Source organism: Variovorax sp. FW305-3-2-15-B-LB1 (genome assembly GCF_058787635.1).
The window spans coordinates 94,333-107,609 of the sequence record NZ_JBYSZY010000004.1 but is presented as its reverse complement, the minus strand read 5'-3'; the positions used below and the strand labels follow the sequence as shown (position 1 = coordinate 107,609).

At 67.1% G+C, this 13,277-nt stretch carries 14 protein-coding genes and 1 tRNA gene; 6 read left to right on the top strand and 9 right to left on the bottom strand.

Annotated elements, in window-relative coordinates; all coding sequences use genetic code 11:
* Nucleotides 1-74 precede the first annotated feature (74 nt).
* Nucleotides 75-151: transfer RNA gene (locus AC3WQR_RS04195), tRNA-Pro, on the bottom strand.
* Between the two features lie 52 nt (nucleotides 152-203).
* Nucleotides 204-1,196: a polyprenyl synthetase family protein gene (locus tag AC3WQR_RS04190; protein WP_070063612.1), complete on the bottom strand. Its 993-nt coding sequence runs from the start codon at nucleotides 1,194-1,196 to the stop codon at nucleotides 204-206.
* 182 nt (nucleotides 1,197-1,378) lie between these two features.
* Between AC3WQR_RS04190 and rplU the strand changes: the two genes are divergently transcribed.
* The 4 genes from rplU to proB all read left to right on the top strand — a co-directional run bounded on the left by rplU (nucleotide 1,379) and on the right by proB (nucleotide 4,332).
* On the top strand, nucleotides 1,379-1,690 hold the full coding sequence (gene rplU / locus AC3WQR_RS04185; protein WP_042578903.1) for a 50S ribosomal protein L21: 312 nt from the start codon (nucleotides 1,379-1,381) through the stop codon (nucleotides 1,688-1,690).
* A gap of 12 nt (nucleotides 1,691-1,702) precedes the next feature.
* Nucleotides 1,703-1,963 (top strand): 50S ribosomal protein L27, encoded by a 261-nt coding sequence (gene rpmA, locus AC3WQR_RS04180; RefSeq protein ID WP_013543198.1) that lies wholly within the window; start codon nucleotides 1,703-1,705, stop codon nucleotides 1,961-1,963.
* Between the two features lie 72 nt (nucleotides 1,964-2,035).
* Nucleotides 2,036-3,112: an Obg family GTPase CgtA gene (cgtA, locus tag AC3WQR_RS04175; protein WP_062474512.1), complete on the top strand. Its 1,077-nt coding sequence runs from the start codon at nucleotides 2,036-2,038 to the stop codon at nucleotides 3,110-3,112.
* Between the two features lie 80 nt (nucleotides 3,113-3,192).
* Nucleotides 3,193-4,332, top strand: coding sequence for a glutamate 5-kinase (gene proB, locus AC3WQR_RS04170; RefSeq protein ID WP_492734154.1), 1,140 nt, complete (start codon nucleotides 3,193-3,195; stop codon nucleotides 4,330-4,332).
* A gap of 34 nt (nucleotides 4,333-4,366) precedes the next feature.
* On the opposite strand, the gene AC3WQR_RS04165 is transcribed toward proB, so the two are convergent.
* Both AC3WQR_RS04165 and AC3WQR_RS04160 read right to left on the bottom strand, forming a co-directional pair.
* Nucleotides 4,367-4,960, bottom strand: a complete 594-nt coding sequence (locus AC3WQR_RS04165) for a CNP1-like family protein (protein WP_492734155.1) — start codon at nucleotides 4,958-4,960, stop codon at nucleotides 4,367-4,369.
* Nucleotides 4,908-5,576 (bottom strand): RNA pyrophosphohydrolase, encoded by a 669-nt coding sequence (locus tag AC3WQR_RS04160; protein ID WP_062474507.1) that lies wholly within the window; start codon nucleotides 5,574-5,576, stop codon nucleotides 4,908-4,910. The genes AC3WQR_RS04165 and AC3WQR_RS04160 overlap by 53 nt, the downstream gene beginning before the upstream one ends.
* Nucleotides 5,577-5,711: 135 nt before the next feature.
* On the opposite strand from AC3WQR_RS04160, the gene AC3WQR_RS04155 reads away from it, so the two are divergent.
* Together AC3WQR_RS04155 and AC3WQR_RS04150 are read left to right on the top strand one after the other, a co-directional pair.
* Nucleotides 5,712-7,457, top strand: a complete 1,746-nt coding sequence (locus tag AC3WQR_RS04155; RefSeq protein ID WP_492734156.1) for a proline--tRNA ligase — start codon at nucleotides 5,712-5,714, stop codon at nucleotides 7,455-7,457.
* Complete coding sequence (locus AC3WQR_RS04150) at nucleotides 7,454-8,110, top strand: lytic transglycosylase domain-containing protein (RefSeq protein WP_492734157.1); 657 nt, start codon at nucleotides 7,454-7,456, stop codon at nucleotides 8,108-8,110. Before AC3WQR_RS04155 ends, AC3WQR_RS04150 begins: the two co-directional genes overlap by 4 nt.
* Nucleotides 8,111-8,120: 10 nt before the next feature.
* Here the strand turns inward: AC3WQR_RS04150 and paeA are convergent, their stop codons facing one another.
* The 5 genes from paeA to hemA all read right to left on the bottom strand — a co-directional run bounded on the left by paeA (nucleotide 8,121) and on the right by hemA (nucleotide 13,225).
* Nucleotides 8,121-9,440 (bottom strand): polyamine export protein PaeA, encoded by a 1,320-nt coding sequence (gene paeA, locus AC3WQR_RS04145; RefSeq protein ID WP_062474502.1) that lies wholly within the window; start codon nucleotides 9,438-9,440, stop codon nucleotides 8,121-8,123.
* 92 nt (nucleotides 9,441-9,532) lie between these two features.
* On the bottom strand, nucleotides 9,533-9,862 hold the full coding sequence (gene grxD / locus AC3WQR_RS04140; RefSeq protein ID WP_062474501.1) for a Grx4 family monothiol glutaredoxin: 330 nt from the start codon (nucleotides 9,860-9,862) through the stop codon (nucleotides 9,533-9,535).
* A 32-nt stretch (nucleotides 9,863-9,894) separates the two neighbouring features.
* Nucleotides 9,895-10,752: a peptide chain release factor N(5)-glutamine methyltransferase gene (gene prmC, locus AC3WQR_RS04135; RefSeq protein WP_492734158.1), complete on the bottom strand. Its 858-nt coding sequence runs from the start codon at nucleotides 10,750-10,752 to the stop codon at nucleotides 9,895-9,897.
* A complete protein-coding gene (gene prfA, locus AC3WQR_RS04130; protein ID WP_492728664.1) occupies nucleotides 10,752-11,840 on the bottom strand; it encodes a peptide chain release factor 1 in 1,089 nt (362 codons plus the stop codon). The genes prmC and prfA overlap by 1 nt, the downstream gene beginning before the upstream one ends.
* Before the next feature lie 110 nt (nucleotides 11,841-11,950).
* Nucleotides 11,951-13,225 (bottom strand): glutamyl-tRNA reductase, encoded by a 1,275-nt coding sequence (gene hemA, locus AC3WQR_RS04125; protein ID WP_492734160.1) that lies wholly within the window; start codon nucleotides 13,223-13,225, stop codon nucleotides 11,951-11,953.
* Nucleotides 13,226-13,277 lie beyond the last annotated feature (52 nt).

Genomic DNA, 13,277 nt, shown 5'->3' with positions numbered 1-13,277 from the left:
CGCTGAACACGCCTGTGCTGTAAATCGTTACACAGCAACAGGGGCTGACATTAACTGGACCAGTCGAGAAAAACTGGTCGGGGTGAGAGGATTCGAACCTCCGGCCTCTACGTCCCGAACGTAGCGCTCTACCAGGCTAAGCTACACCCCGATTGGTTGCAAGAAAAAGAACTCGTCCTAGATGCCAACTCTGTGGAGGTGTTTCAGGCACGTCGCTCAAGCAACTGAGCCGCTAATTGTAGCAAACCTGAAGCGTGCAAATTCGACGGGAGGTCGCGCAATGCATGAATTGCGCGTTCGGCCTCTGCCGCAGCAGCCGCGCGTGAGGCTTCCAGCGCGCCGGTTTCGCGAACGATCTCGACGATTTTTCCCAGCTGTGCGGTGTCGCCGGCCTCGATGGCGGCGCGCACCAGTGCGCTCTGCTCAGGGGTGCCGCGTTGCATGGCAAAGATCAGCGGCAAAGTGGTCTTGCCTTCGCGCAGGTCGTCGCCGACGTTCTTCCCGGTTTCCTGGGCATCGCCTGCGTAATCGAGCACATCGTCGATCACCTGGAAGGCGGTGCCCAGCGCTTGTCCGTAGGTGGCGCAGGCCTCTTCGACTTCGGGCGTCGTGCCGGCCAGCACGGCCGCCAGCCGGGTGCTTGCCTCGAAGAGCTTGGCGGTCTTGGAGCGGATCACGCGCAGGTACGCCGCTTCGTCCAGCGAGGCGTCGTGCATGTTCATCAGTTGCAGCACCTCGCCTTCCGCGATCACGTTGGTCGCTTCGGCCAGGATCTGCATGATGCGCATGTTGTTTGCATCCAACATCATCTGGAAGGCGCGCGAATACAGGAAGTCGCCCACCAGCACGCTGGCGGGGTTGCCGAAGGATTCGTTGGCGGTGGCGCGGCCTCGGCGCAGGGTCGATTCGTCGACCACGTCGTCGTGCAGCAGGGTCGCGGTGTGGATGAACTCCACCACGGCCGCCAGGTTGAAGCGCTGTTCGCCCGTGTAGCCGAGCGCGCCTGCCATGAGCAGCAGCAGCGCCGGCCGCAGCCGCTTGCCGCCGGCCGAGATGATGTATTGCGAAACCTGGCTGACCAGCGGAACGCCGGTGTTCAGGCGTTGGGCGATCACACGGTCGACTTCGACCATGTCGCCGGCAATCAGGTCCAGCACGGTGGCGGTGGGGGAGGTGTCGGCGGCGGGAACTGGCAAAGCGAAGGCGCGGGGCGCTGCGAGGATGAGGGCGGCCCTGGAGGCCGGAACGCGGGAATTATAGGGAGCCGTGCACGATTCCCTGGAGCGTCTCAGCATCGGGGTGGTGAGTGTCCGCAAACCGCGCTATAATCTTGGGCTCTGCGGAATTCGCTGCGGAGACTCATTTCTAAGAGGTTTACATGTACGCGGTCATAAAAACCGGCGGCAAGCAATATCGCGTTGCTTCCGGCGAAAAAATTAAAGTAGAACAGATTGCTGCGGACGTAGGCCAGGAAATCGTGATCGACCAGGTTCTGGCTGTCGGAAACGGCGCTGAAATCAAGGTTGGTACGCCCCTGGTGTCCGGCGCAACGGTGACAGTCACGGTACTGTCGCACGGCAAGCACGACAAGGTCGGCATCTTCAAGATGCGCCGTCGCAAGCACTATCAGAAACGTCAAGGCCATCGCCAGCAGTTCACCGAACTGCAAATTGGCGCGATCGCCGGCTAAGGAGCACATTCCATGGCACAGAAAAAAGGCGGCGGCTCCACGCGAAACGGGCGCGATTCCAAGCCCAAGATGCTTGGCGTGAAGGCCTTCGGCGGCGAACTGATCAGCGCAGGCTCGATCATCGTGCGCCAGCGCGGCACCCAGTTCCACCCCGGCGTGAACGTCGGCGTGGGCAAGGACCACACGCTCTTCGCCCTGGTCGACGGCCACGTGTCGTTCGGTCACAAGGGTGCGCTGAACAAGCACATGGTCAACGTGACGCCCGCGGCCTAAGCCCCGCAGTCACTTCGATCTTTCCGAGGCCCCGCATTGCCGGGGCTTCTTCATTTGTAAACTGGACACCCCATGAAGTTCGTCGACGAAGCCTTCATCGACATCGCCGCGGGCGATGGCGGCAACGGCTGCGTGTCGTTCCGTCATGAGAAATACAAGGAGTTCGGCGGCCCCAACGGCGGCGACGGCGGCCGTGGCGGCCACGTGTTCGCAGTGGCCGACTCGAACCTCAACACCCTGGTCGATTTCCGCTACTCGCGCCGGCACGAAGCCAAGCGCGGCGAGCACGGCATGGGCTCCGACATGTTCGGCGCCGCCGGCGACGACATCGTCCTCAAGATGCCCGTCGGCACGATCATCACCGACGCTGAAACGGGTGAGGTGTTGTACGAGCTGCTCAAGGACGGCGAGGTCATCACCATCGCCAAGGGCGGCGACGGCGGCTTCGGCAACATGCGCTTCAAGAGCGCGATCAACCGCGCGCCGCGCCAGAAGACGCCCGGCTGGCCCGGTGAGAAAAAGAGCCTCAAGCTCGAACTCAAGGTGCTGGCCGACGTGGGCCTGCTGGGTATGCCGAATGCCGGTAAATCGACGCTGATCAGCGCCGTTTCGAACGCCCGCCCGCGCATTGCCGACTACCCCTTCACCACGCTGCACCCGAACCTCGGCGTCGTGCGCGTCGGCCCCGAGCAGAGCTTCGTGGTGGCCGATTTGCCCGGTCTGATCGAGGGTGCCTCGGAAGGCGCCGGTCTCGGTCACCTGTTCCTGCGTCACCTGCAGCGCACCCGCCTGCTGCTGCACGTGGTCGACATGGCGCCGTTCGACGACAGCGTCGATCCGGTCGCCCAGGCCAAGGCGCTCGTGGCCGAGCTCAAGAAGTACGACGCGGCGCTGCACGAGAAGCCGCGCTGGCTGGTGCTGAACAAGCTGGACATGGTGCCGGACGACGAGCGCGCCGCGCGCGTCAAGGACTTCGTCAAGCGCCTGCGCTTCAAGGGCCCGGTCTTCGAGATCTCGGCGCTCACGCGCGAAGGCTGCGAGCACCTGATCAAGGCCGTGTACCAGCAGGTCAAGGCGCAGCAGGTGGCCGAGCACGAAACCGTCGTGGTCGATCCGCGCTTCGTTCCGCTGCCGCCCGAAGGAAACTGAGGGCGTCGCGGCACCTTCGGTGCTGCAAAATGGATAGCAAGCAGCGCAGGCTGCATTCCTGAAACACGCCTTCTTTCTTCATGACCTCGAATTCCGGTTCCACTGCCTTGCGGGATGCCCGCCGTATCGTCGTCAAGGTGGGCTCCAGCCTCGTGACCAACGAGGGGCGCGGCCTCGACGAAGGTGCCATCGGCGAGTGGTGCCGGCAACTGGCCGAGCTGGTGCGCGACGGGCGCGAAGTGGTCATGGTGTCGAGCGGCGCGATCGCCGAGGGCATGAAGCGCCTGGGCTGGAAGACCCGTCCGCACGAAGTGCACGAGCTTCAGGCGGCGGCGGCCGTCGGGCAGATGGGCCTGGCCCAGATGTACGAGACCAAGCTGCGCGAGAACCAGATCGGCAGCGCGCAGGTGCTGCTGACGCACGCCGATCTCGCGGACCGCGAGCGCTACCTCAATGCACGTTCGACCCTCGTCACTTTGCTGCGCCTGGGCGTGGTGCCGGTGATCAACGAGAACGACACCGTGGTCAACGACGAGATCAAGTTCGGCGACAACGACACGCTCGGCGCCCTGGTCGCCAACCTGGTCGAAGCGGATGCCTTGATCATCCTGACGGACCAGAAAGGCCTGTACACGGCCGACCCGCGCAAGGACCCAGGCGCGAAATTCGTGCACGAGGCCGCCGCGGGCGACCCGGCGCTCGAAGCCATGGCGGGCGGCGCCGGCTCGAGCATCGGGCGCGGCGGCATGATCACCAAGATCCTCGCGGCCAAGCGCGCGGCGGGGTCCGGCGCTTCCACGGTCATCGCCTGGGGCCGCGAAGCCGACGCGCTGCTGCGGCTCACGCGCGGCGAATCCATCGGCACGCTGCTGGTGGCGCAGACCGCCAAGCACCAGGCACGCAAGCGCTGGATGGCCGATCACCTGCAACTGCGTGGTGCCGTCATCGTCGATGCCGGTGCGGCTGCCAAGGTGCGCGGCGAAGGCAAGAGCCTGCTGCCGATCGGCATGACGGGCGTGTCGGGTGAGTTCTCGCGCGGCGACGTGATCGCGGTGCGCGACGTCGACGGCGTCGAATTGGCCCGCGGGCTGGCCAACTATTCGAGCGTGGAGGCCCGGCTGCTGTGCCGCAAGCCTTCGGCCGAGTTCGAGCGGCTGCTGGGCTACGCGGCCGAGCCGGAGATGGTGCACCGCGACAACATGGTGCTGATGCCCGGTTGATCTTCAGGGCGGGGCGCCGTGCCCCGCCGTCGCATCAGGGCAGTTCGCGCAGCGGGTTGCGGATGTTCTGCACCATCTCGTTGACCGAGCTGCGCGGTGCGTTGCCGCGGCACAGGCCCTGCGACGCCAGCGCCGGCACGTAGCTGGAGTTCATGTCCTTCACGCGCTTCCACTCGGGCGACTTCGTTTCCTGCCAGGCGCCGTTGTTGTAGCGGGCATAGCTCTTCATCTCGGCTGTCGAGCAGCGCACGCCTTCGTAGAACGCATTGACGGCGCCACCGGCCCGGTTCTGTGCCACCACCACGTAGCGCACGATGCCGTCCTTCGTGATGGCGATGGTGTTCGGGTCGACGCCGAACTTCAGCGTCATGTAGGGCGGCATCGCGATCGGCAGCAGACGGCTTTCGCTGAAGGCGGGCGGCGGCGGCACCGCGGTTTCTTCCCACTCCTTGTCCTGCTCGGTGCTCTTGGGCGCCGGCGGCATGCCGGCCTGGGCCCAGTCGGGGTTGTCGGTGTCGTAGCCGCGGGAGGCGCAGGCGGCCAGCAGGCTGACGCAGGCGATGACGAGCGCACGCTCAGCGTGGCGTCGGGAAAGAAGAAGGCGCGCTGTTCTTGGGAGGAGGTTCATCGCTCGCAGAAGGAATGTCGGGATGCGGGTCGAAGCTGCCGCCGGGCGGCAGGTCGAGGCCCGCAGGTGCTCCATGGTCCAGCGTGTGGCGCTCGAATTCTCGGGCGCGCACGTTGCTGCGCAGGAAGCGGTTGCGGAAATCCTGCCGGGGCAGGTAGCGAGCAAGCTCGGTAAGCGCCATCTCGTAGACGCCGCGCTTGAACTCGACGACCACGTCGAGCGGGACCCAGTAGTCATGCCAGCGCCAGGCGTCGAATTCGGGATGGTCGGTGGCACGCAGGTTGAGATCCCAGTCGTGGCCGACAAGTTGCAGCAGATACCAGATCTGCTTCTGGCCTTTGTAGTGGCCCCGTGCGTCACGGCGGATGAACCGATCCGGCACCTCGTAGCGCAACCAGTCGCGGGTACGGGCCACGATGCGCACATGCTCCGGGTGGAGCCCGACTTCCTCGTGCAGTTCCCGGAACATGGCTTGCTCGGGACTTTCGCCACGGTCGATGCCGCCTTGCGGAAACTGCCAGGAATGCGTGCGTATGCGCTTGCCCCAGAAAACCTGGTTTCTCTGGTTGAGCAGGATGATGCCGACGTTGGGCCTGAAGCCGTCCCGGTCGAGCATAATCAAACCCCAATTTTTGAACTGAGTCGATTATGCATGCCGGGTTGCACTCGGCAAGCGACCGGTTCCGGGCTCTCAGGGTCTCTCCGGGGTGCCTGTCTCCCTCCTCACTTCGAACCCACCTGCGCGATCCCGATGAAAGCTTCCCGATTCTTTGTCTCCACCCTGAAGGAAGCGCCCGCTGACGCCGAGGTCGCGAGCCACCGCCTCATGATGCGGGCCGGCATGATCAAGAAGCTCGGCACGGGCATCTACACGTACATGCCCATGGGCCTGCGCGTGATCCGCAAGGTCGAGGCCATCGTGCGCGAGGAAATGAACCGCGCCGGCGCCGTCGAGCTCACGATGCCCGTGGTGCAGCCGGCCGAGTTCTGGCAGGAGACCGGGCGCTTCGAGAAGATGGGCCCCGAGCTCTTGCGCATCAAGGATCGCCACGACCGCGACTTCGTGATCCAGCCGACCAGCGAAGAGGTGGTGACCGACATCGCGCGCCAGGAAATCCGCAGCTACAAGCAGCTGCCGAAGAATTTCTACCAGATCCAGACCAAGTTCCGCGACGAGCGCCGTCCGCGCTTCGGCCTGATGCGCGGGCGCGAGTTCATCATGAAGGACGCCTACAGCTTCGACCGCGACCTCGACGCGGCCAAGGCCAGCTACCAGGTGATGGCCCAGGCCTACCGCAACATCTTCGACCGCTTCGGCCTGCGCTACCGCGCCGTGGCGGCCGACAGCGGCGCCATCGGCGGCGACCTGAGCGAAGAGTTCCAGGTGATCGCCGCCACCGGCGAAGACGCCATCGTCTACTGCCCCGACAGCAATTACGCCGCCAACATGGAAAAGGCCGAGGCCCTGGCCCCGGCGGGCCCGCGTCCTGCCGCCGCCAACGCGCTCGAGAAGACGCCCACGCCCGGCAAGAGCACCTGCGCCGACGTGGCCGAACTGCTCGGCGTGCCGCTGGCCACCACGGTCAAGTCGCTGGTGCTGGCCACCGACATCCTCGACGACGCCGGCAACGTCAAGGGCGCGCAGATCTGGCTGCTGCTGCTGCGCGGCGACCACGACATGAACGAGATCAAGGTAAGCAAGCTGCCTGGCCTGGACAAGGGCTTCCGCTTTGCCACCACCGCCGAGATCGACGAGCACTTCGGCTGCAAGCCGGGCTACCTCGGCCCGCTGAACCTCAAGAAGCCCGTCAAGCTCGTGGCCGACCGCGAGGCCGCCGTGCTGGCCGACTGGATCACCGGCGCCAACGAGATCGACTTCCACATGACCGGCGTCAACTGGGGCCGCGACCTGCCCGAGCCCGACCTGGTCGCCGACCTGCGCAACGTGGTCGCCGGCGATGCCTCGCCCGACGGCAAGGGCGTGCTGGCCATCGAGCGCGGCATCGAGGTGGGCCACGTCTTCGTGCTCGGCACCAAGTACAGCAAGGACATGAACGCCACCTACCTCGACGAAGGCGGCAAGCCGCAGTTCCTCGAGATGGGCTGCTACGGCATCGGCATCACGCGCCTGCCGGCCGCCGCCATCGAACAGAACCACGACGAGCGCGGCATCATCTGGCCCGACGCGCTGGCACCGTTCACGGTCGTGGTCTGCCCGATCGGCATGGACCGCAGCCCCGAGGTCAAGGTCGCGGCCGAAGCGCTCTACGAAGAACTGCTGGCCAAGGGCGTCGACGTGCTGCTCGACGACCGCGGCGAGCGCCCCGGCGCGATGTTCGCCGACTGGGAACTGATCGGCGTGCCGCACCGCGTGGTCATCTCCGACCGTGGTCTCAAGGAAGGCCAGCTCGAGTACCAGGGCCGGCGCGACACCGCCGCCACCAAGGTGCCCGCGGCCGGCGTCGCCGACTTCATCGCCGGCAAGCTCGCGGCATGAGCGTGGCGGGGGGCCTTTCGCGACGCAGCTGCCTGCTGGGCAGCGCCGTCGCCGGTGCCCTCACTGCTCTGTCGCTGCCGCAAACGGCCTGGGCCGGTGCGCAGATCGAAGAGCCGCTGATCGACTCGGTGCGCACCGCGCTGAGCTCGGCCATCCACAACAAGGCGCCGCCGGTGCCGCAGTTCGCCGACACCGAGGCCCGCCTCGCGTACCTGCGGTGGCTCGGCGAGATGAGCGAGCGCCTGCGCAAGAAGGTCGCCGACCCGGCCACGCGCATCGAGTTCCTGCAAACCGTCTGGTACGAGGCCAAGCGCTCGGGGCTTGACGTGAGCCTGGTGCTGGGCCTGATCCAGGTCGAGAGCAACTTCCGCAAGTTCGCGGTTTCCAGTGCGGGCGCGCGCGGCTACATGCAGGTGATGCCGTTCTGGACCCGCGTGATCGGCGACAGCGATTCGGCCAAGCTGTTCCACATGCAGACCAACCTGCGTTTCGGCTGCGTGATCTTGCGCCACTACCTCGACCGCGAGAAGGGCGACCTGTTCATGACGCTGGGCCGCTACAACGGCAGCCGGGGCCGCGCGCCGTACCCGAACGCGGTGTTCGCGAACCAGCGGCTCTGGGCGTACGTCGACAGGGACCGCTCGGCGGCCTGAAGGTCGTCGCTCAGTCGGCGACCACCGCCTTGGCGGTCGCCGAGCCCTTGGTGACCATCACCTGGTCGATGCGGTAGCTGTCGACGTCCATCACCTCGAAGGTGTAGCCGCCCCAGGTCACGCTGTCCGTGCGCTTGGGCACGCGGCGCAGCATCACCATCAGGAAGCCCGCCAGCGTTTCGTACTCCTCGGCATGCGGCAGCTCGTCGATGTGCAGGGCGCGCTGAACGTCCTGGATGGGCGTGATGCCGTCGATCAGCCACGAGTTCTCGTCGCGCTTCACGATCTGCTCTTCTTCGGGCGTCGAGGTCGACACCAGGTCGCCCATCACCGTGCTCATCACGTCGTTGAGCGTGATCACGCCCACCACCAGGCTGTACTCGTTGACGATGATCGCGAAGTCTTCGTGCGCCTGCTGGAACTGCTCGAGCACCTCGGTGAGCGAGAGGCGGTCGGGAATCACCAGGGCCTTGTGCAGCGTCAGGCCCTGGTCGAAGGCCAGCGGCTGGCCGCTGAGCACGCGCTGGAACATGTCCTTGGCATCCACGTAGCCCAGCACGTGGTCGATGTCGCCGTCGCACACCGGGTAGGCGGAATAGGGCTCGGCCACGATGCGCGCGCGCAGCACCGACTCGGGGTCATCGTGCAGGAACCAGGCGATGCTTTCGCGCGCGGTCATCACGCTGCTGACGAGGCGCGTGTCCAGCTCGAACACGTTGGCGATCACCTGCTGCTCGCGCGCCGCCAGCACGCCGGCCTGCGCGCCGGCCTCGGTCATGGCCAGGATGTCGGCCGAGGTGATCTTGTCGTCGCGCGCCATCGGCATGCCCAGCACCTTGAACAAGAGGTCGGTCGCGCGCGTGAAGAACCACACCAGCGGCTTGAAGGCGGTGATCAGCAGCAGCATCGGCCCGACGATGCGCACCGCGAGCCGCTCGGGTGCGCTCATGCCCAGGCGCTTGGGGAACAGGTCGGCGAACACCAGGAACACCGCGATCACGATCACGAACGAGCACAGGAAGGCGATGTTGGCCGCCACCTCCACGCTCAGCCAGTTCTCGAAGAAGCGGGCGAAATACGGGCTCAGCGAGCCTTCGCCCACCACGCCGCCGAGGATCGCCACGGCGTTCAGGCCGATCTGCACCACGGTGAAGTAGTGGCCCGGCTGCTCCTGCACGCGCAGCACCTTTTCCGCGCGCGGGTCGCCCTCGTCGGCCATCTGGCGCAGACGCAGGCGGCGCGAGGCGGCCAGGCAGATTTCGGCGAGGGAGAAGAAGGCGCTCATCGCGATCAGCAGCGCGATGATGAGCAGGCTTTGGGTGAGGGTCATGGCGGCACGTCGTAGACCGCCATGGTGCCATGACTGGCACCGGGTCCGGGCGCGCGCGGGGCGCGGCGCCCGTCAAACGGGGAGCGGAAGACTCAGGCGGACGCGCCGCCGCCGATCACCTGCTGCAGCTCGCCCGACTCGTACATCTCCATCATGATGTCCGAGCCGCCCACGAATTCGCCCTTCACGTAGAGCTGGGGGATGGTGGGCCAGTTGCTGTATTCCTTGATGCCCTGGCGGATGCCGTCGTCTTCGAGCACGTTGACGGTCTTGAGCGTCTTGGTGTCGACGCCCACGGCCTTGAGGATCTGGATGGCGCGGCCCGAGAAACCGCACATCGGGAAGCTGGCGTTGCCCTTCATGAAGAGCACGAGTTCGTTGGACTTGACGAGGTCGTCGATGCGTTGTTGAGCGTCGGACATGGGGACTCCTGAAGAAAAGTGGGCTGGGGGGATTATTTCACCGTGCGCCAGATGCCGCCGGAGCAGCGCGCGATGCCGGCGAGGTCGTCACGGCTTTGCACCTCGGCAAAGCCGCGTTCGGCCAGCAGCTGGCGCACCGCCTCGGCCTGGTCGTGGCCGTGCTCCAGCAGCAGCCAGCCGCCGTCGGCCAGGTGGGCGGGAGCGTCGCGCACGATCTGGCGGATGTCGTCCAGGCCGTCGGCGCCGGCGACCAGCGCGCGGGTCGGCTCGTGGCGCAGCGCGGGCAGGTGCGGATCGCCGGCGGCGATGTACGGCGGGTTGCTGGCGATGACCGCGTAGCCGTCGGCGGCGCCGTCGAGCCAGCTCGATTCGGTGAAGCGCACCGGCAGGCCCAGGCGCTGCGCGTTGGCTCGGGCCACCGCGAGCGCGTCGGCGCTGGCGTCGACCGCGTCGACCTGCGCATCGGGGCGTGCATGCTGCAGCGCCAGCGCGATCGCGCCGCTGCCCGTGCCGAGGTCGAGCACGCGCGGGGCCGGGCGGCTGTCCGGAGATGCAAGGCAGGCCAGGGCCCACTCGACCAGCGTCTCGGTGTCGGGGCGCGGCACCAGCACGCGGGCGTCGACCTGCAGCTGCAGGCCGTGGAATTCCTTCTCGCCCAGCAGGTAGGCGACAGGCTCGCCCGCCGTGCGGCGCGACAGCTGGCGCGCGAACGCGGGCCAGGCCTCGCCGGGAAACGAATCGGTGTCGTGCGCGAGCAGCCAGGCGCGGTCGTTCACGGGGCGGCCCAGCGCGTGCAGCAGCAGCAGCTGGGCGTCCAGGCGATCGATGCCCAGGGCCATGGCCGCGGCCAGTGCCTGCGCCACGGTGGACGGTGCGGCGGCGTCGGTCATCACGCGGGCAGGCTCGATTCCAGCTCGGCCAGCTGCTCGGCCTCGCGTGCGGCACGCAGCGCCTCGAGCACGTCGCCCAGGTCGCCTTCCATGATGGCGAGCAGCTTGTAGAGCGTGAGGTTGATGCGGTGGTCGGTGAGCCGGCCCTGCGGGAAGTTGTAGGTGCGGATGCGGTCCGAGCGGTCGCCGCTGCCGATCAGGCCCTTGCGCATGGCGGCGTCCTTGGCGGCGCGCTCGCTGCGCTCCTTTTCCTGGATGCGCGCCGACAGCACCTGCAGCGCCTTCGCCTTGTTGCGGTGCTGGCTGCGGTCGTCCTGGCACTCGGCCACGATGCCGGTCGGGATGTGCGTGATGCGCACGGCCGAGTCGGTCTTGTTGATGTGCTGGCCGCCGGCGCCGCTGGCGCGGTAGGTGTCGATGCGCAGGTCGGCCGGGTTGATCTGCACCGCCACGGTCTCGTCGGGCTCGGCCAGCACGGCGACCGTGCACGCGCTGGTGTGGATGCGGCCCTGCGTCTCGGTGGCCGGCACGCGCTGCACGCGGTGGCCGCCCGACTCGAAGCGCAGGTGGCCGAACACGTCGTCGCCCACGATGCGGATCACCACTTCCTTGTAGCCGCCGAGCTCGCTCTCGCTTTCGCTCACCACCTCGCAGCGCCAGCCGGCGCGCTCGCAGTAGCGCGTGTACATGCGCAGCAGGTCGCCCGCGAACAGCGCCGATTCGTCGCCGCCCGTGCCGGCGCGGATTTCCATGAAGGCGTTGCGCGCATCGTCGGGGTCTTTGGGCAGCAGCAGGCGCTGCAGCTCGTCTTCGAGCTGCACCAACTCGGCCTCGGCGCCGGCGATTTCTTCCCTGGCCATCTCGGCCATGTCGGGGTCGTCGAGCATTTCCTTCGCGCCCGCGATGTCGGCCTCGCGCTGCTTGAAGCGCTCGTAGCGGCCGGCGATCTGCGTGACCTCGGCATGCTCGCGCGAGATGGTGCGGTACTGCGCCATGTCGCTCATGATGTCTTCGCGCGAGAGCAGGAAGTCGAGCTCGCCCAGGCGTTGGGCGTAGCGTTCGAGTTGGTGGCGCAGAAAGGATTTCACGACGGAAGGGGCTCGAAAAATGGGGAGGGGAACGCCGCAGTGCAGCGGCAGGGCGCATGAACGAAGACCGCGGCCCGCGCGGCGGGCGGGGCCATCGACGCGCGTCGTCGCTAACGCTCTTTGCGCAGGAACAGGCGCGACAGCGTCTGCGCCGTCTGTTCGCGCGAGGCGGCATCGCCCGCGTGCAGCTCGGCCATGGCGCCATGCATCATCTTCTGCGTGAGGCCGCGAGACATGGCTTCGAGCACGGCCTCGACCGATTCGCCCTTGGCCAGCAGCTTGCGCGCGCGGGCCATTTCGGTGGCGCGCCATTCGTCGGCCTGCGCGTTGAGCTGCTGGATCAGCGGCACGGTGCCGCGCTGGCCCAGCCAGTGCATGAAGCTCTGCACGCCGGCGTCGATGATGACCTCGGCCTGCGCCACGGCGGCCTGGCGGTTGGCTTGGCCCTGCTGCACCACCTGGGCGAGGTCGTCCACGGTGTACAGGTAGATGTCCTCAAGCGCCTTCACTTCGGGCTCGATGTCGCGCGGTACGGCCAGGTCGACCATGAACATCGGGCGGTGCTTGCGCGCCTTGAGCGCGCGCTCCACGGCGCCCAGGCCGATGATCGGCAGCGTGCTCGCGGTGCAGCTGATGACGATGTCGAATTCGGCCAGCCGCGCCGGCAGGTCGGCCAGCCGCATGGCTTCGCCGCCGAAGCGCGAGGCGAGCTTTTCGCCGCGTTCCAGCGTGCGGTTGGCGATGGCGATGGCCTTGGGTTCCTTGGCCGCGAAGTGCGTGGCCGCGAGGTCGATCATTTCGCCCGCGCCGACGAACAGCACGCGGGTCTTGCGCAGGTCTTCGAACAGCTGGCCGGCCAGGCGCACGGCGGCGGCGGCCATGCTGATCGAATGCGCGCCGATCTCGGTCGCGGTGCGCACTTCCTTGGCGACCGCGAACGAGCGCTGGAACAGCTGGTTGAGCGTGCTGCCGAGTGCGCCGGCGGTTTCGGCCGCGCGCACGGCGTCTTTCATCTGGCCGAGGATCTGGGCTTCGCCCAGCACCATGGAGTCGAGCCCGCTGGCCACGCGGAAGGCATGGCGCGCGGCTTCGTCGTCGTGCAGGGTGTAGGCGTGCGAGCGCAGCAGGGCGGGGGCTACGCCGCCGCTCTGGGCCAGCCAGCCGAAGGTGTGGTCGAGCGCGATGTGCTCGGAGGCGCAATAAATCTCGGTGCGGTTGCAGGTCGAGATGATCGCGGCCTCGACCTGCGGGTGGCTGCTGTTGCCGGCGAAAGAGCTGCGCAGGCTGTGCAGCGTCGGGGCGATCTGGTCGAGCGCGAACGCGAAACGACCGCGCAGATCGAGCGGCGCGGTCGTGTGGTTCAAGCCGAGAGCCCAGACTGACATGTCCATGATTATAAAATCAGCAGCCGGGCGAGGTTTGCCGAGGGGCAAATGG